18 protein-coding genes and 2 pseudogenes are annotated in these 15,325 nt (G+C 67.3%); 13 read left to right on the top strand and 7 right to left on the bottom strand.

The annotated features are described in order from the left end of the window. Positions 1-65: 65 nt before the first annotated feature. The 4 genes and pseudogenes from A5704_RS14710 to A5704_RS14725 all read left to right on the top strand — a co-directional run. Positions 66-470 (top strand): annotated as a pseudogene (locus tag A5704_RS14710) (amidohydrolase family protein); the annotation flags it as partial. A 29-nt stretch (positions 471-499) separates the two neighbouring features. Continuing rightward, positions 500-1,645, top strand: coding sequence for an amidohydrolase family protein (locus A5704_RS14715; RefSeq protein WP_067760130.1), 1,146 nt, complete (start codon positions 500-502; stop codon positions 1,643-1,645). Between the two features lies 1 nt (position 1,646). Next, positions 1,647-2,045 carry a Rieske 2Fe-2S domain-containing protein gene (locus A5704_RS14720; RefSeq protein ID WP_067760133.1) on the top strand — a complete coding sequence of 133 codons (399 nt, stop codon included), beginning with the start codon at positions 1,647-1,649 and terminating at the stop codon, positions 2,043-2,045. 15 nt (positions 2,046-2,060) lie between these two features. Continuing rightward, positions 2,061-2,927, top strand: a complete 867-nt coding sequence (locus A5704_RS14725) for an alpha/beta fold hydrolase (protein WP_067760135.1) — start codon at positions 2,061-2,063, stop codon at positions 2,925-2,927. A 5-nt stretch (positions 2,928-2,932) separates the two neighbouring features. Here A5704_RS14725 and A5704_RS14730 read toward each other — a convergent pair whose 3' ends face one another. Beyond that, entirely contained in the window at positions 2,933-3,394 is a 462-nt protein-coding gene (locus A5704_RS14730) for a hypothetical protein (RefSeq protein WP_082950157.1), read from the bottom strand. Between the two features lie 48 nt (positions 3,395-3,442). Between A5704_RS14730 and A5704_RS14735 the strand changes: the two genes are divergently transcribed. The 9 genes from A5704_RS14735 to A5704_RS14775 all read left to right on the top strand — a co-directional run bounded on the left by A5704_RS14735 (position 3,443) and on the right by A5704_RS14775 (position 11,277). Next, entirely contained in the window at positions 3,443-4,747 is a 1,305-nt protein-coding gene (locus A5704_RS14735; protein ID WP_067760150.1) for an NADH-ubiquinone oxidoreductase-F iron-sulfur binding region domain-containing protein, read from the top strand. After that, a complete protein-coding gene (locus A5704_RS14740; RefSeq protein ID WP_067760141.1) occupies positions 4,744-5,040 on the top strand; it encodes a ferredoxin in 297 nt (98 codons plus the stop codon). Before A5704_RS14735 ends, A5704_RS14740 begins: the two co-directional genes overlap by 4 nt. A gap of 90 nt (positions 5,041-5,130) precedes the next feature. Beyond that, on the top strand, positions 5,131-5,454 hold the full coding sequence (locus A5704_RS14745) for a hypothetical protein (RefSeq protein WP_067760143.1): 324 nt from the start codon (positions 5,131-5,133) through the stop codon (positions 5,452-5,454). A 133-nt stretch (positions 5,455-5,587) separates the two neighbouring features. Then, positions 5,588-7,267 (top strand): OB-fold domain-containing protein, encoded by a 1,680-nt coding sequence (locus A5704_RS14750; RefSeq protein WP_197508492.1) that lies wholly within the window; start codon positions 5,588-5,590, stop codon positions 7,265-7,267. Beyond that, entirely contained in the window at positions 7,264-8,139 is an 876-nt protein-coding gene (locus A5704_RS14755) for an alpha/beta hydrolase (RefSeq protein ID WP_067889610.1), read from the top strand. Before A5704_RS14750 ends, A5704_RS14755 begins: the two co-directional genes overlap by 4 nt. Beyond that, positions 8,136-8,951 carry an NAD(P)-dependent oxidoreductase gene (locus A5704_RS14760; RefSeq protein WP_067889613.1) on the top strand — a complete coding sequence of 272 codons (816 nt, stop codon included), beginning with the start codon at positions 8,136-8,138 and terminating at the stop codon, positions 8,949-8,951. Before A5704_RS14755 ends, A5704_RS14760 begins: the two co-directional genes overlap by 4 nt. Beyond that, entirely contained in the window at positions 8,948-9,748 is an 801-nt protein-coding gene (locus A5704_RS14765) for an NAD(P)-dependent oxidoreductase (protein ID WP_082954875.1), read from the top strand. Before A5704_RS14760 ends, A5704_RS14765 begins: the two co-directional genes overlap by 4 nt. Before the next feature lie 112 nt (positions 9,749-9,860). After that, positions 9,861-11,066 carry a cytochrome P450 gene (locus tag A5704_RS14770; protein WP_067758435.1) on the top strand — a complete coding sequence of 402 codons (1,206 nt, stop codon included), beginning with the start codon at positions 9,861-9,863 and terminating at the stop codon, positions 11,064-11,066. 10 nt (positions 11,067-11,076) lie between these two features. Beyond that, on the top strand, positions 11,077-11,277 hold the full coding sequence (locus A5704_RS14775; RefSeq protein ID WP_007168596.1) for a ferredoxin: 201 nt from the start codon (positions 11,077-11,079) through the stop codon (positions 11,275-11,277). Between the two features lie 3 nt (positions 11,278-11,280). Here A5704_RS14775 and A5704_RS14780 read toward each other — a convergent pair whose 3' ends face one another. The 6 genes and pseudogenes from A5704_RS14780 to A5704_RS14805 all read right to left on the bottom strand — a co-directional run. Beyond that, positions 11,281-11,514: a DUF1330 domain-containing protein gene (locus tag A5704_RS14780; protein ID WP_231969117.1), complete on the bottom strand. Its 234-nt coding sequence runs from the start codon at positions 11,512-11,514 to the stop codon at positions 11,281-11,283. Positions 11,515-11,583: 69 nt separating this feature from the next. After that, positions 11,584-11,772 carry a ferredoxin gene (locus tag A5704_RS14785; protein ID WP_067758425.1) on the bottom strand — a complete coding sequence of 63 codons (189 nt, stop codon included), beginning with the start codon at positions 11,770-11,772 and terminating at the stop codon, positions 11,584-11,586. After that, on the bottom strand, positions 11,769-13,040 hold the full coding sequence (locus tag A5704_RS14790; protein WP_067758423.1) for a cytochrome P450: 1,272 nt from the start codon (positions 13,038-13,040) through the stop codon (positions 11,769-11,771). The genes A5704_RS14785 and A5704_RS14790 overlap by 4 nt, the downstream gene beginning before the upstream one ends. Positions 13,041-13,162: 122 nt before the next feature. Next, positions 13,163-13,678, bottom strand: a complete 516-nt coding sequence (locus tag A5704_RS14795; RefSeq protein ID WP_067758420.1) for a hypothetical protein — start codon at positions 13,676-13,678, stop codon at positions 13,163-13,165. Positions 13,679-13,695: 17 nt separating this feature from the next. Then, positions 13,696-14,289 (bottom strand): TetR/AcrR family transcriptional regulator, encoded by a 594-nt coding sequence (locus A5704_RS14800; protein WP_067758417.1) that lies wholly within the window; start codon positions 14,287-14,289, stop codon positions 13,696-13,698. A 118-nt stretch (positions 14,290-14,407) separates the two neighbouring features. Continuing rightward, a pseudogene (locus A5704_RS14805) lies at positions 14,408-15,325 on the bottom strand (acetyl-CoA C-acyltransferase); the annotation flags it as partial.

Below are 15,325 nucleotides of genomic sequence, written 5' to 3' on the forward strand. Positions count from 1 at the left end.
TCATCTGGTGGTAGATGTAATTCAGCGCCATGAAGCTGACGTATTGCTCGTAGGTGCGGGTGTTGCCGGAGGGCGTGTTCGAGCGCTTCGACGGCCTGAAGTTCGTCTGGGCCGACGGCGCCGCCGACTTCATCACGCCGTTCATCTGGCGGATGGACACGTTCGGCCGGCCCCACCTGGAGCAGACGCCCTGGGCGCCGCGCATCCCCAGCGATTACCTCCCGGGGCACGTCTATTTCGTCCAGGGCAGCCTCGACGGCCCCGGTGACGTCGATTTCGCCGGCGAATGGTTCGGCTTCACCGGCAAGGACGACATGGTGATGTTCGGCTCGAGTTACCCGCATTGGCAGTTCGGCGACGCCAAAAAGCTGCCAAGGGCGCTCTCCGCCGAGCAGCGCGACAAGGTCTGCTGGCGCAACGCGGCGCGGCTCTACGGCATAGACATCCCCGCCGAAGTGGGCGCACAGTAGAAGCAGGACGTGAGACCGAGGAGTTCCCCATGACGTTGACCCATTCGCAGGAGCGGGTCCCCGCGACCGAGCGCATAGCCGTCCGCTGCGTCGACTCGGACGTCCACCCCGCGCCCAAGCGGGGCGAGCTGGTCCCGTACATCCCGGAGCCCTGGCGCAGCAAGTACTTTCTCAACCGCAACGTGGGTGAGCTGATCTACTACGACGCGCCGGACTACGCGCACTCGTACGCGATGCGCGTGGACTCCTTCCCCGCCAACGGCGAATTCCCGTGCAGCGACCCGGATATGGCGTTCCGCCAACTCATCATGGAGGCGGGCTCCGACATCGCGATCCTGGAGCCGGCCGCCTACCCGGCGCGGCTGCCCGAGGCCCAGCACGCGATGTCGTACGCGCTGAACGACTGGCAGGCCAATCACTGGCTGGACAGCCACAACAATTGGCACGAACGGTGGCGCGGTTCGATCTGCCTCGCCATCGAAGAGCCGGAAGCGTCCGTGCGCGAAATCGAGCGCTGGGCCGGGCATCCGTTCATGGCGCAGATACTGATCAAGGCCGAGCCGAAGCCGTCCTGGGGCCATCCCAAATACGACCCCATCTGGGCCGCGGCCACCAAGCACGACATCACCGTGAGCTGCCACCTGTCGCGCAGCCAGTACGACGAGCTACCGATCCCGCCGGTGGGCTTCCCCAGCTACAACCACGACTTCATGGTGACCTACTCGCTGCTGGCCGCCAATCAGGTGATGAGCCTGATCTTCGACGGCGTCTTCGACCGGTTCCCGTCGCTGCGGATCGTCTTCGTCGAGCACGCATTCAGCTGGATCCTGCCGCTGATGTGGCGCATGGACGCGATCTACGAAGCGCGCAAGTCGTGGGTGGACATCAAGCGCAAGCCGTCGGAGTACGTCAAGGACCACATCAAGTTCACCACCCAACCGCTGGACTACCCCGAGGACAAGACGGAGCTCACCCGCGCACTGGAATGGATGGAGTGCGAGAAGATCTTGCTCTTCTCCTCGGACTACCCGCACTGGACGTTCGACGACCCCCGCTGGTTGGTCAAGCACCTTCCCAAGCACGCCCGCGACGCGGTGATGTACAAGAACGGGATTGCGACCTACCACCTGCCGGAGACCGTCCCGGTCCTCGAGGGTCAGACCCGGGTGCTCTGAGTTGACCGAACAAGCCAAACGGCCCGAGCCCCGTCTCGCCCAGGGCCGCGAGCATGTCGTTGCCACCGTGGACGAGATCCCGCCGGGCAAGCACAAGCTCGTCCCCATCGGCCGGCACGGCGTCGGGGTGTACAACGTCAACGGCAGCTTCTATGCGATCGCGAATTACTGTCCGCACCAAGGCGGTCCGTTGTGCTCGGGCCGCTCGAGGGGGCGCACGATCGTCGACGAAACCGCGCCCGGTGACTCGGTGATGGTGCGCGACATGGAGTACATCTACTGCCCCTGGCACCAATGGGGTTTCGAGCTGGCCACCGGGACGACAGCGGTCAAACCGGAATGGAGTATCCGCACCTACCCGGTGCGCATCGTCGGCAACGACGTTCTGGTGCAGGCCTAACACAGGAGAAATCGCGTGCCTTCTATCGAGATCAACGGGGGAAATGTCGTCTACGAGATCCTCGGTGACTCAGGGGATCTCATCGCGTTGACGCCGGGCGGCCGGTTCAGCAAGGAGATCGAGGGCCTGCGGCCGCTCGCGGACGCGCTGGCCGCCGGCGGCTACCGCGTGCTGCTGTGGGACCGGCCCAACTGCGGCGCTTCCGACGTGCAGTTCTACGGCCAGAGCGAATCACACATGCGCGCCGAGACACTGCACAAGCTGGTGACGGGGCTGGGATTCGAGCGCTGCATCCTCGCCGGGGGATCCGGCGGGGCGCGGGATTCCATGCTGACCACCATGCTCTACCCCGAAATGGTCACCAAGCTGGTGGTGTGGAACATCGTCGGCGGCATCTACGGCACCTTCGTACTCGGCTCCTTCTACATCATCCCGAGCATCCTCGCGGTCCGCGGTACCGGCATGGACGGCGTGGTGAAGGTTGCCGAATGGCGGGACCGCATCGAGCAGAACCCCGACAACAAGCAGCGGTTCCTCGACTTCGACAAAGACGAATTCCTCAAGGTGATGCTGCGCTGGCTGAACGCGTTCGTCTCCAAGCCCGGACAGACGATCCCGGGCGTCGAGGACGAGATGTTCGACCGAATCAAGGTCCCCACGTTGATCATTCGCGGCGGCGAGAACGACATGGATCACCCGAAGCGGACGTCGCTCGAGGTCAGTTGCCTGATCAAGGGATCGAAGCTCATCGACCCGCCGTGGCCGGAGGATGCGTGGGAACGCGCATCCGAGGACCGTGCGGCGGGCCGGGTCCAGCACTTCAACATGTTCGACACGTGGGTACAGGCGGCGCCCCCGATCCTCGAATTCCTGGGCTCGTGATGGCGCTAGACGGTGCGAATGTGGACCTCGCAGTTGAGCGACGCCTCCAGAGCCGTGTGAACGCGGCTCTCCGGGATGCGTTCCAGGTCGGACTCCCGCAGCGTCACGTACACGATGTCGAATCCGTCGTCACCAGGCGTCCGCTCGATGTCGCCCGCGAGCCCGAAGCCGGACAGCACGCCGTGGGCGTCGTCGTCGGTTCCGCGGCTGATGAAGGTGACCACCCCCGGTACCGGCGTGCCGCCGAACACCTTGGCGCACAGGTTCATTGCCACGTGCCTGGCCGCGTCGCCGTCTTCAGCGGCGATCAACAATTCGACTTCGCGGCGCCCCGCGGGCATGGCCACGAGATCGTTCTCGACCACGCCGACGCCCGCTTGCGCCGCGAGCTCAAGGAGCGCCGCCATGCCGTCTCGTAGCTGCGCCGCCGTGGACACGCTTTCCGGGTCGACGTTGACGCGTACCACCGCAGTTCGCACGTGCGCAAGCGTAACCAAGACGATGGCAGGCCGGCCGTGAGCACCGCGCAATCCACCCCCATCGCCACCGCCACCTCCCCCGGCTGCGAACCCCGATTGCTCTTCGGACGAACCGGCCATACACCCGAGGATCTCGCGGCGTATCGAGAGCGCGGCGGATATCGGCCGCTCGCCGACGCCGATGGATTGCTGAGCGAAGTGGAAGTCAGCGGGCTGGTCGGTCGGGGCGGCGCGGCCTTCCCCCTCGCGATCAAGTTGCGCACGGTGCGCGATAACGGCCGCGTTGCCGGCGGCGCCGTGGTCGTCGCGAATGGTGAAGAGGGAGAACCGGCCTCAATCAAAGACCGGTGGCTGCTGCGCAACCGTCCACATCTGGTGCTGGACGGCCTTCGACTTGCCGCGGCGGTCGTGGGCGCCGGCCGCGCCTATGTATATGTGTCCGACCCGGAATCGGCGCACAGCGTCCAGACCGCGCTCGGCGAGCTCGATCCGGGCACCGTCGGCGTCACGGTCGGGCTGTTGGCCGTGCAACCCGGGTATGTGGCCGGCGAGGAGACCGCGGCCGTCCGCGCGCTCAACGGCGGCCCGGCCAAGCCGACCGACAAGCCGCCACGCCCCTTCGAATCCGGCGTCGACGAACGGCCCACGCTGGTGAGCAACGTCGAGACGCTGGCCAATCTGCCCTTCCTGCAGGGCCACGGCTCGACGAAGTTCCGCTCGCAGGGCACGTCGATATCCCCGGGCACGTTCCTGGCCACCGTAACCGGCGCCGGCCGGCCGCCGGTGCTCTACGAGCTTCCGCTCGGCCTGCCGTTCACCGAACTCCTCGCGCTGCACGGCGTTTCGCCGGACCAGGTGCGTGGAGCGCTGATGGGCGGCTATTTCGCCGGTCTGCTCAACCGCTCCGTGCTCGAGACAACCCTGGATCACGAGACGATGCGGCGCCTCGGCAGCGGCCTGGGCTGCGGCGCGGTCTCGGTGATCACCGACGACTGCCCCGTCGCGGTCGCGGCGTCGGTGCTGGCCTACTTCGACCGCGAGAACGCCGGCCAATGCGGGTCATGCTTCAACGGAACCGCGGCGATGGCGGCCGTCGCCGGTGCGTTGCGCGACGGCGCCGCAACGGCAGAGGACCTCCAACGGTTGCGCCGCTGGTCGGTGCTGCTGCGTGGGCGGGGCGCCTGCGCGACGCTGGACGCCGCCACGAATGTGGCCGCCAGCCTGCTGGCGCAGTTCCCGGGCGAAGTGACCACGCACCTGGAGGGCACGTGCCCGGCCTGCTCTCGCGGCGCGTTCCGCAGCGACCGCCCCTACGAGGCGGAGGCTGCGAGGCAAGCATGAAAATCCGCTTGGATCGCACGGTTTGCGACGGTTTCGGCATCTGCGCCAAGTACGCGCCCGGATACTTCTCGCTGGACGATTGGGGCTACGCCTCCCTCATCGGCGATGGCACCGTGGCGGAGTCGGACCGCGACGCGGTGATGCGCGCCCTGATGGACTGCCCGGTGCACGCCATCGCGGAAATCGGGGAACGCACCTCGCCCGCCGCGCACCCACCACTCACCGATGCGGAAGATCCGGCCGAGCACCTCAAAACCGAAGAGAACGAGGCGGAGTGGGGATTCACCCGCTGAACGGGGTGCCGCGAAACTTCCTGACCATGGTCTAGGCGGTCTCGACGGAATAAGCTGAACCAGCCAGGATGGCCCATCGGGAGGCACACGATGAGGTGGTTTATTCGTCGCCTGACCGCCGTCATAGCGGTCGCGCTCGCACCGGCGGCCGTCGCGGTGATCGCGACGCCGGGAATCAGCTCGGCGGACTGCGATCGCAACATGTCGTTCAATCCGGCGACGCTCGAGTGCACGCCGCCACCGGTCCTACCGGACTGGTACACACTGCCGCCGCCATACGCGCCGCCATTCGCCGCACAGGACGTGCCGCCGCCACCACCACCGCGGCCATGGTGGTCACCGAACGAACCGATGTGGAATGCCGGCTTTCACCAGTGGGGTACCTATTTCACCGGCGTCTGGGTGCCCTACTGACCGGTCGTCCCGGCGGCGGCCACCGTCCCCGGAAACAAGACCAATACCGTCTCGATCGCACCTGCGTACGAGTGATAACGTAATTCTCCAATTCGTATAACGGTCCTACCAAGCCGCACCCTGGACCCGCTCGATGCGCGGAGGTGACGTGTCAGCAGCACCGGGCCGACCGCTGCCCCTGATCACGCAGGACAACGAGTTCTTTTGGACCTCGGGAGCCGACGGCAGACTGCGCCTGCAGGAGTGCCAGGCCTGCCAATCCCTGATCCATCCGCCCGCGCCGGTGTGCCGGTATTGCCGTTCAACCGATGTCGGGGTGCGAGCGGTCTCCGGCAGGGCAACGCTCGCCGGGTTCACCATCAACGAACGGTTCAGCCTGCCCGGGCTGGCCGCGCCCTACGTCATCGCGCAGGTGGCGATCGCCGAAGATCCGCGGATTCGGTTGACCACCAACATCATCGAGTGCGAGCCCGATCGGCTCGAACTCGGCCAACAGGTCGAGGTTGTCTTCGAACACGTCGAGGACGTGTGGTTTCCATTGTTCCGGCCGGTACACGATGCCGAAGCCGGCCCATTGCCCACCGATGAGATAGCGCCGGAGCGCTTCGGCGAACACGTGCGCCCCATGCTCACCCGGGAGAAGTTCGAAGACAAGGTCGCACTGACCGGGATCGGCATGTCGCCGATCGGTCGCCGGCTGATGCAGCCCCCGTTGGCGCTGACCGTGCAGGCGTGCGAAGCGGCCATCGCCGACGCCGGCCTGACATTCGCCGACATCGACGGCCTGTCCACCTATCCCGGCGCCATCACCGTGGCGGGCATGGGCGAGGGGGGCACCACCGCCCTCGAGGCCGCGCTCGGCATCCGGCCGACTTGGCACAACGGCGCGATGGAAACGTTCGGCCCGGGTGGCTCCCTGATCGCCGCGATGCTTGCGGTCGCCTGCGGGCTGGCCCGGCACGTGCTGTGCTTCCGGACGGTGTGGGAAGCCACCCACGGCGAGCTGATGAAGCAGGGCAAAATCAGCCCGACCCATGGTTCAGCGGGCCGGATGTCGGGCTGGCAGATGCCATTCGGGGCGACTTCCGCGGCGCACACCTTGGCGATGAACGCGCAGCGGCACTTTCACCGCTACGGCACCACTAAAGAGACGCTGGGCTGGATCGCGCTGAATCAGCGGGCCAACGCCGAACTCAACCCGACCGCCATCTACCGCTCGCCGATGACGATGGACGACTACCTCAACGCGCGGCCGATCACCACGCCGTTCGGCCTCTATGACTGCGACGTACCCTGCGACGGCGCGATCGCCGTCATCGTCTCCGCCGTCGACACCGCGCGCGACCTCGCCAAACCACCTGTCCTGGTCGAGGCGGTGGGCACGCAGATCATCGAGCGAATCGACTGGGACCAAAGCACTCTCACCCACGAACCGCAGGTGCTGGGTCAGGCGGCGCACGTGTGGACGAGAACCTCCCTGCGCCCCGACGACGTCGACGTCGCCGAGCTCTACGACGGCTTCACCATGAACTGTTTGTCCTGGATCGAGGCGCTGGGATTCTGCGGAATCGGCGAGGCCAAAGAGTTCCTGGACGGCGGCAAGAACATCGCCCGTGACGGCCTGCTGCCACTGAACACCCACGGCGGCCAGCTGTCGCACGGGCGCACCCATGGCATGGGCCTCGTCCACGAGGCCATCACCCAGCTGCGCGGGGAGGCCGGCGATCGCCAGGTCGCCGACGCCCGCGTCGGCGTGGTCAGCAGCGGCGGCCTCACCCCCAGCGGGGTGCTCTTACTGCGGGCCGACGCATGAAAACGCCGCGGCCCCGGCTGGTGATCGTCAACGGCGTACCGATGTCGGCGCTGGTCGCCGAGGCCGACGAACCCAAGGCCGTGATCGTGGCGATCCACGGCGGCGGAACCACCGCAATGTATTTCGACTGTCCGGGGCATCCGTCGTATTCGCTGTTGCGGACCGGCGCGGCGGCCGGATTCACCGTGGTGGCGATCGACCGGCCGGGCTACGGCAGCTCCGCGCCCTATCCGGAGGCGATGGCCGAGGGCGATCAGCGCGTCAACCTGGCGTACGGTGCGGTCGAGCGCATCATCGGTGAACGATCAAGGGGCGCGGGCCTGTTCGTGATGGGGCATTCGGGCGGCTGCGAGCTGACGATGCGGATGGCCGCCGACGAGCGCGGTGCCGATCTGCTCGGCATCGAATTGGCCGGCACCGGTCGGCACTACCACCCCGCCGCCAAGGAGATACTCAAAACGGCGACCCGCGAACGACGTCCACCGGGCATGCGCGAGCTGCTGTGGAGCCCGGAACACCTGTATCCGCCCGAGGTTCTCGGCGGCGCGACGGTGTCCCCTTCTGCGCCTTCGTATGAGGACCAAATGGTGTCGGACTGGGCGCGCCAGACTTTCCCGACGCTGGCCCCGGCCGTGCGGGTGCCTGTCCACTTCAGCATCGCCGAACACGAGAAGGTCTGGCAGGCCGACGATTCGGCGGTGCAGCAGATCACCGCGATGTTCTCCGCCGCGCCGCGCTTCACCGTGCACCGGCAGCCCGGGGCGGGGCACAACATCAGCCTCGGCCACACCGCCGCGGATTATCACGCGGAGGTCCTCGCGTTCGTCGACGAATGCGTGACGGCATCGGGTTCGGAAGAGGCCACCGGATGAGGGTCGGATTCATCGGCCTGGGCAGTCAGGGCGGCCCCATGGCGAGGCGGATCGTCGAGGGCGGCTACGAGACGACGCTGTGGGCACGCCGACCCGCAACCCTCGAGGCGTTCGCCGACACCGCGGCGAAGATCGCCGAGTCACCGGCCGAGCTCGCCGCGGCCAGCGATCTGGTCTGCCTCTGCGTCGTGGGTGATGCAGACATCGAGGAGATCACGTCGGGTGAGGGCGGCGTGCTGGCCGCGATGAAGCCGGGTGGTGTCATCGCGATCCACAGCACCGTGCATCCCAACACCTGCCGGAGACTGGCGAACCAAGCCGCGGCCAAAGGGATTTCGGTGGTCGACGCGCCCGTGAGCGGGGGCGGGGGAGCCGCGTCCGAAGGGCGCCTGCTGGTGATGGTGGGCGGCGACGCCGACGTCGTCGAGCGGTGCCGCCCGGTCTTCGCCACCTATGCCGATCCGGTCGTGCACCTCGGCGAGCTCGGTTCCGGTCAAACCACGAAGCTGCTCAACAACCTGCTCTTCACCGCCCACCTGGGCACCGCGGCCACCGCGCTCTCACTGGCCGGCGCCCTCGGCGTCGACCCGGACCGTCTCACCGAAGTGGTTTCGCGCAGCAGTGGAAACAGCTTCGCGCTCAACGCCCTTGGCGGCATCGGCGGACTGGACCAGCTTGCCGGGGTGGCCGGGACGCTGCTGCAAAAGGACGTCCGCCTGGTGGTGGACCTGGCCGACCGAGCCGGCGCGAACGGCGGCGCCGTCCTGGACGCGGCCGACGCCGCGCTGGGCCTCATGGGGCATCCGAGGTGAGGGTCGGGTTCGTCGGCGCCGGACGGATGGGCCGCCCCATGGTGGCCCGACTGGTGGCGGCCGGACACGACGTCCGGGCCTTGGGCCGGACCACTGAAAAGCGAAGCGATCTCGAGCAGCTCGGTGCGCGCGCGGTCGGCGACCCGGTCGAGGCGGGTGCACGCGCCGACGTGGTGGTGCTTTGCGTGTTCACCGACGAGCAGGTGCGCGACGTATGCCTGCACGGCGGGCTGCTGTCCGCCATGCCGCCCGGGTCGGCGCTGGTGGTGCACACCACCGCCGGCCCGAACACGATCGACGCGGTCGCCACACAAGCGGAAGGCATCGACGTCATCGATGCCGCGGTCAGCGGCGGCCCGCACGACGTGGCGGCCGGCCGGCTCACGCTGTTCGTGGGCGGCACGGAGGACGCCGTGGCGCGGGTGCGGGCGGTGCTGGCCTGCTACGGAGACCCGGTTCTCCACGTGGGCCCGCGTGGCTCCGGCCAAAAGGTGAAGCTGGTCAACAACGCGTTGTTCGCGGGCCATATCGGGCTGCTCGCGGAGGCCGTGCGATTGGGTGAGCGACTTGGCGTGCCGGAGGCGACGATGTTGGCCGCCTTGGCGCAGGGCAGCGCAACCAGTCGTGTCCTCGGTCTCGCGGCGGCGGCCGGTTCCGTCGCGTCGTTCATCGAGGTTGCCGGTGAATTCGTCCAGAAGGAGGTCAGCGTGGTGCGTGGCATCGCCAGGGAATTCGGCAGCGAACTGGGCGCTCTGGATGACGCGATCAACGCCGTCGGCGTCTCGAACGGGGTTTGAGATGCCAGCGTTTCGGTCTTTCCGGTTCGTCACGAAGGTATTACCGTTACCGTTACAGTCAACGACTCGGCTGTAACGGTTTCAGCCCGCCCTCGCCGCTGAGGAGGATTCAGTGACAAAACCGAAGGTCGTCTTCGATCCGTACTCCGAGGACTACTACAACAATCCGTTCGACATCTATCGACGGATGCGCGAGGACGCGCCGCTGTACTACGACGAAAAAGAGGATTTCTACGCGTTGACCCGCCACGAAGACGTCGCGGCGGCTTTCAAAGACTTCGAGACCTATTCCTCGGCACGCGGCTGCGACCTGGCGATGGTGCGCCGGGGCATCTCGCCCGAGCAGAAGTCGATCATCTTCATGGATCCGCCCGAGCATCGCCACATGCGCAGCCTGCTCAACAAGGCGTTCACCCCGCGGGCGATCCAATCGCAGCGGGACACCGTCATCGAGGTGATCGACAAGTACCTGGGCGCCGCCGACCCGGAGAATTTCGACGTGGTCCAGGACTTCTCCGGGCCGTTCCCGGTGGAAGTCATCACCAGGATGGCCGGGGTTCCGGAGGAATACCGCCAGCAGGTGCGCCACTGGATCGACACCAGCCTGTCCCACGAACCCGGCCAGATCGAGATCAGCGAAGCCGGCATGCAGGCCAACATCGACACGGCGATGTACTACTTCAGCCTGGTGCAGGAGCGCCGCCAGGAACCGCAGGACGACATGATCAGCCGCCTGATCGCGGCCGAGGTCCCGGGCGAGGACGGCCAGCTACGCAAGCTCGACGACATCGAGATCTGCGGGTTCGCGACCCTTTTGGGCGGAGCGGGCGCCGAGACCGTCACCAAGCTGCTCGGCAACGCGGCGGTGATCTTCGCCCGTCACCCGGACCAGTGGCAGAAGCTACAGGAGGATCGCGACAAGATCCCGGGCGCGGTGGAGGAGCTGCTGCGCTACGAGGGGCCGGTGCAGTACAACGTCCGCTACACGCTCAAAGAGGCGCACGTCAGCGGTGGCGTGATCCCTCCGGGCAAGCCGGTGTTTCTCTGTGGCGCGGCAGCCAACCGCGATCCGGAGGCCTTCACCGACGCCGACACGTTCGACATCGAGCGTGACCAGACCGAGGCCCAGCACCTTGGCCTCGGGTATGGGATTCACAGCTGCCTCGGCGCCGCGCTGGCACGCATGGAAAGCAGGATCGCGCTCGAGCGGCTCCTCGACTTCATGCCGCGCTACGAGGTGGACTGGGCGGGCTGCAAACGGGTAACCATGCAAAACGTCGCGGGCTGGAAGAACGTGCCCGTCAAGGTGCTTCGGTAAGGGGGTTGCGGTGACGAAGAAGATCGAAGTCGATTGGGGGCTCTGCGAGAGCAACGGCGTCTGCATGGGCATCAACCCGGAGATCTTTCTCCTCGGCGACGACGACATGCTGACCGTCTTGCAGGAGGAAGTCACCCCGGAGAACGAACACGACGTTCGTGAGGCCGTTCGTCAGTGCCCGCGGCAGGCCATTTCGATTGTGGGCGAGTAGCGATCAGAATCCGGAAAGGATGACGGCGTTGCAGTCCGCCGCTTCCTGCCGAAGTTTCGCCGCCTTCTGGTAGCCCTCGGACTCGTACCACGCGCGGGCCGCGTCCACCGATTCGAATTCCAGCACGACGGTCTGGTCGCCGTGCCAGCTGCCCTCGATCACCTGGGGAGCCGCGTCCACCGCCAGAATGGTGGCCCCGGCCATCGCCGAACCGGCCGCCTGCGCATAGGCCTTCATACCCTCCGGATCCTTGATGGCTTCCGTGAGGATGACGTACCCTTTCGCCACTGAATCTCCTTGACTGGATTAGGTTTTGCTGATCGCCTGCTCGGGACAGCACTCGATGGCCTCTTGGGTGGCCGCTTCGAATTCCGTTGGGACGTCGGATGCTATCGCCTCGGCGTAGCCGTCGTCGGTGAGGCTGAAGACTTCTGGGCACAGCGTCGTGCAGACGCCGTGGCCGCGGCAGCGCTGGTCGTCGACGGTGACTTTCATGTCCGCGTGAACTCCAGGTGCAGCTCGGTCAGGCCGCGCAGGATGTAAGTCGGAACGTATTGGTAGCGGCGGTCATTCGCCGGGCCGTGCGCCTTCTCGTCGATCCGGATATCCGACGTCCGGTCGAGCAGGCGCTCGATCGCCACCCGTGTTTCGGCGCGGGCCAGCGGGGCGCCGGGGCAACTGTGGATGCCGCGCCCGAACGAGATGTGCTGACGGGCGTTCTTGCGGGCCGGGTCGAAGGTGGCGGGATCGTCGAACCGGCGGGGGTCGCGGTTGGCGGCCGCCTGCACGACCATCACGGTGGTTCCCGCCGGCAGGTCGACGCCCCCGACGTTGGCGGGCACCCGGTTCAATCGGAAGTCGCCCTTGACCGGGCTCTCGTGCCGCAACGACTCCTCGATGAAGTTGGGGATCAGGCTCCGGTCCTTGCGCAACTGAGCCTGAATGTCCGGCCGCTCCCCGAGGGTCTGCAGGGCCGCGCCAAGCAGCCTGACGGTGGTCTCCTGGCCCGCCGAGAAGACGTTGCTGGCGACGCGGGCCACGTCTTCGACGTCGGGCGTCGAGCCGTCCGGGTAGGTGGCGGTGGCCAGCCCGGTCAGCACGTCGTCGCGCGGCTCGCGCCTGCGGTCACGGACATAGTCGGAGAAGAGACCGTAGAGGAATTCCAGCGGGCTGTGCGCCAGCGAGCCCTTGGTGCCCCCGACGCCGCCACCGGAATGGTCGCGGATCCCCTTGACGAACTTGTCGCGATCCTCCTCGGGCACGCCGAGCAGGTCGGCGATGACCAGCAGCGTGAACGGGCCGGCGAAGCCCTTGATCCAGTCGCCGTGCCCTGGCGCGAGGAACGTGTCGAGTACCTGGTCGGCGAGCACCCACATGGCGTCCTCGTTCTCCTTGAGGCGCTTCGGGGTGATCAGCCGCATCAGCAGCGAGCGGTGGTTGGTGTGGGTCGGCGGATCGAGGGTGGGCAGCTGGTCGCTGAACGGCAACTCGTCGCGGTGCTTTTCGATCAGCTCGGTGATGTCGTCACCCTCCAGAGGCACCGGGAAGCCGGGAAACGGACCGGTCACCGAGATGCAGGAGGACCACGTCTCGGCGTCGTTGAGGACCGCGCAAGCCTCGTCCCAACCGGTGATCATCGTGACGTCGTGATGGGGTTCGCGCGTCACCGGGCACTGGCGGCGCAGCGCCTCGTAGTAGGGGTACGGGTCCTCGATGAGCTCGCTGCCGCGGAAGAAGTCCAACTCGGAGAATTCGTTCGCCATCTCCTGCTCCTTGAATCTCGGCTAGTGAGAACGTGCCTCTCGCAGATGAGTATTACATTTCCATACGGCCTGGTGGTCGTCAACGAGGGGGCATCGGAGCGGGCGCGGGCGCCGACTGCCCGTCAGCCGGCGGGGATCAGGTCGGCGGCCACCGATGGCCATGCGAGCAGCCCGCTGCGGAAGGTTTCGACCTGACCGATCGAGCTGTCCGGGAGAGCGGCGGCGGCCAGGGCCTGGGCCTTGAACGTGCGGGCGGCCATGCTCAGCCGGTGCTGCACCAGGCCAACGCTGTCGTCGAGTTCGGCGGGCCACGTCTCCCCCCACAGCGTGACCTCGGTGACCCCGTGGTCCAGGGCCTGCAGCACCCCTTGCCGTACCCGCGAGTCGCATCCGAACAGGTCAGCCGCGGCGGCCAGGGCCTGGGGACGAGGACGCGACTCCACCGACGCCAAAGCGTCTTCGAGGTCGACCACCCGGGCGCCCAGGATCTCCAGCGGCCGGTCGTCGGCGTGGCCGGCCAGGTCGGCCAGCAGCACGGTGACGTCCCACCCCGCCATCGCCCGGTCGAAGAGCCAGCCGCCGGCGAACCGCACCACGTCGACCGCGGTGCCCGCGACCACGTCGAGCCGGTATCTCATGTCCTCGCGCGGCCCTTCTACGGGGCGAAGTCCCGCGCCAGCGTCTCGGCGTACTGCTTGAACACCTCGGTTAGCGGTATCGATGGATCGAGCAACCATGTGGTTTCCATTCCGTGGACGAAGGCGAGAATCTCTACCGCCTTGACGGCGGGGTCGACGTCCGCCCGGTACCGGCCATCGGCCTGCCCGCGGCGGATGAGGTCGGCGACGATGTCGGTCGCGGCGCGGTGCCGGGCCAGCATCCGGTCGTGCAGTGGAGCGTCGGGAAGGATGTTCTCCACCAGCAACACCGTGAACGTTCCGACGAGTTCTGGTGCCCGGCTGAACCGGTCGGCGACCTGCGCGATCTGGGCGAAGAGATCACCGGTCCGGTCGGCGTGCAGGTCGTCGTCGAGGTCGCGGGCGTCGAGGACGGCATGCAGCAGCTGCTCTTTGGACTCGAAGTGATGCAGCAATCCCGCGGGGGTGACCCCGGCCTCGCCGGCGATCTGGGCCAGGGTCGTGCTGCGCCAGCCGTTGCGGGTGAGCAGCCGTTGCGCGACGTCGAGGATCCGCTGCTTGCGGTCCTCACCTTTGGCGAGCAACGTGTCGTAACGCCGTGCGTCGGGCACCGGACTCCTTCGGCCGATCGGCGGGCGGAACCAACCTAGTGAACACACAGTAGGTTAGTTTGGCCGCTGCGACAAGGGTCACGCAGGAGACCTTTTTCGGCGCGCGGCGGCGCCGTCGCTAGCGGACCAGCTCGACCAGGGTGGCGTTGGCGGTCCCGCCACCCTCGCACATGGTCTGCAGCCCGTAGCGGATTCCGTTGGCGCGCATATGGTGCGCCATCCGCGTCATCAACACGGCCCCGGATGCGCCCAGCGGGTGCCCCAGAGCGATGGCGCCGCCGAGCGGGTTCACCCGCTCGGGTTCGGCCCCCGTCTCGGCGAGCCAGGCGAGCGGCACCGGCGCGAAGGCCTCGTTCACCTCGAACGCGCCCACCTCGGAGAGTGGGACCCCGGCCTTCTTCAGCACCTTTTCGGTCGCAGGGATGGGCCCGGTGAGCATGAGGACGGGATCGGCGCCGGTCACCGCGCCGGCCAGATACCGCACCAACGGGGTGAGCCCCAGTTCGACCGCCATCTCCGCGGTCGTCACCAGCAGCGCGGCGGCGCCGTCGGAGATCTGCGAGGAGTTGCCCGCGTGAATGACGCCGTCTTCGGTGAAGGCGGGCTTGAGTCCACTGAGTTTCTCGACCGTGGTCCCCCGCCGCACTCCCTCTCGTCGGCGGCGACGACCGTGTCGTCGCCGGTGAACACCGGCACGATCTGGTCGGTGAACGCGCCGGCGTCCTGGGCCGCCGCAGCCCGTTCGTGGGATTGCGCGGAGTACTCGTCGAGCCGGGTGCGGGAAAAACCCCACTTCTTGGCGATCATCTCCGCCGACAGGCCCTGGTTGAAGGAGAAGTCGTCGTAGCGGGCGAGAACCTTGGGGCCGTACGGCATGCCGGTCGCCCGGGCCGAGCCGAGCGGGACGCGGCTCATGACCTCGACACCGCCTGCGACCACGACGTCCTGTTGGCCGGACATGACCGCCTGCACGGCGAAGTCGAGCGCCTGCTGGCTCGAGCCGCACGCGCGGTTCACGGTGGTCCCGGGGATGGTC

This window comes from Mycobacterium sp. E735, assembly GCF_001666955.1.
In the GTDB taxonomy this organism is placed as follows: Bacteria; Actinomycetota; Actinomycetes; order Mycobacteriales; family Mycobacteriaceae; genus Mycobacterium.

What these genes read in the sequence shown, in the direction of transcription:
- A5704_RS14715 (WP_067760130.1), top strand. Translation starts at nt 500, where the DNA reads ATGACGTTGACCCATTCGCAGGAGCGGGTCCCCGCGACCGAGCGCATA.
- A5704_RS14740 (WP_067760141.1), top strand. Translation starts at nt 4,744, where the DNA reads ATGAAAATCCGCTTGGATCGCACGGTTTGCGACGGTTTCGGCATCTGC.
- A5704_RS14745 (WP_067760143.1), top strand. Translation starts at nt 5,131, where the DNA reads ATGAGGTGGTTTATTCGTCGCCTGACCGCCGTCATAGCGGTCGCGCTC.
- A5704_RS14750 (WP_197508492.1), top strand. Translation starts at nt 5,588, where the DNA reads ATGCGCGGAGGTGACGTGTCAGCAGCACCGGGCCGACCGCTGCCCCTG.
- A5704_RS14755 (WP_067889610.1), top strand. Translation starts at nt 7,264, where the DNA reads ATGAAAACGCCGCGGCCCCGGCTGGTGATCGTCAACGGCGTACCGATG.
- A5704_RS14760 (WP_067889613.1), top strand. Translation starts at nt 8,136, where the DNA reads ATGAGGGTCGGATTCATCGGCCTGGGCAGTCAGGGCGGCCCCATGGCG.
- A5704_RS14780 (WP_231969117.1), bottom strand. Translation starts at nt 11,514, where the DNA reads ATGAAGGCCTATGCGCAGGCGGCCGGTTCGGCGATGGCCGGGGCCACC.
- A5704_RS14785 (WP_067758425.1), bottom strand. Translation starts at nt 11,772, where the DNA reads ATGAAAGTCACCGTCGACGACCAGCGCTGCCGCGGCCACGGCGTCTGC.
- A5704_RS14790 (WP_067758423.1), bottom strand. Translation starts at nt 13,040, where the DNA reads ATGGCGAACGAATTCTCCGAGTTGGACTTCTTCCGCGGCAGCGAGCTC.
- A5704_RS14795 (WP_067758420.1), bottom strand. Translation starts at nt 13,678, where the DNA reads ATGAGATACCGGCTCGACGTGGTCGCGGGCACCGCGGTCGACGTGGTG.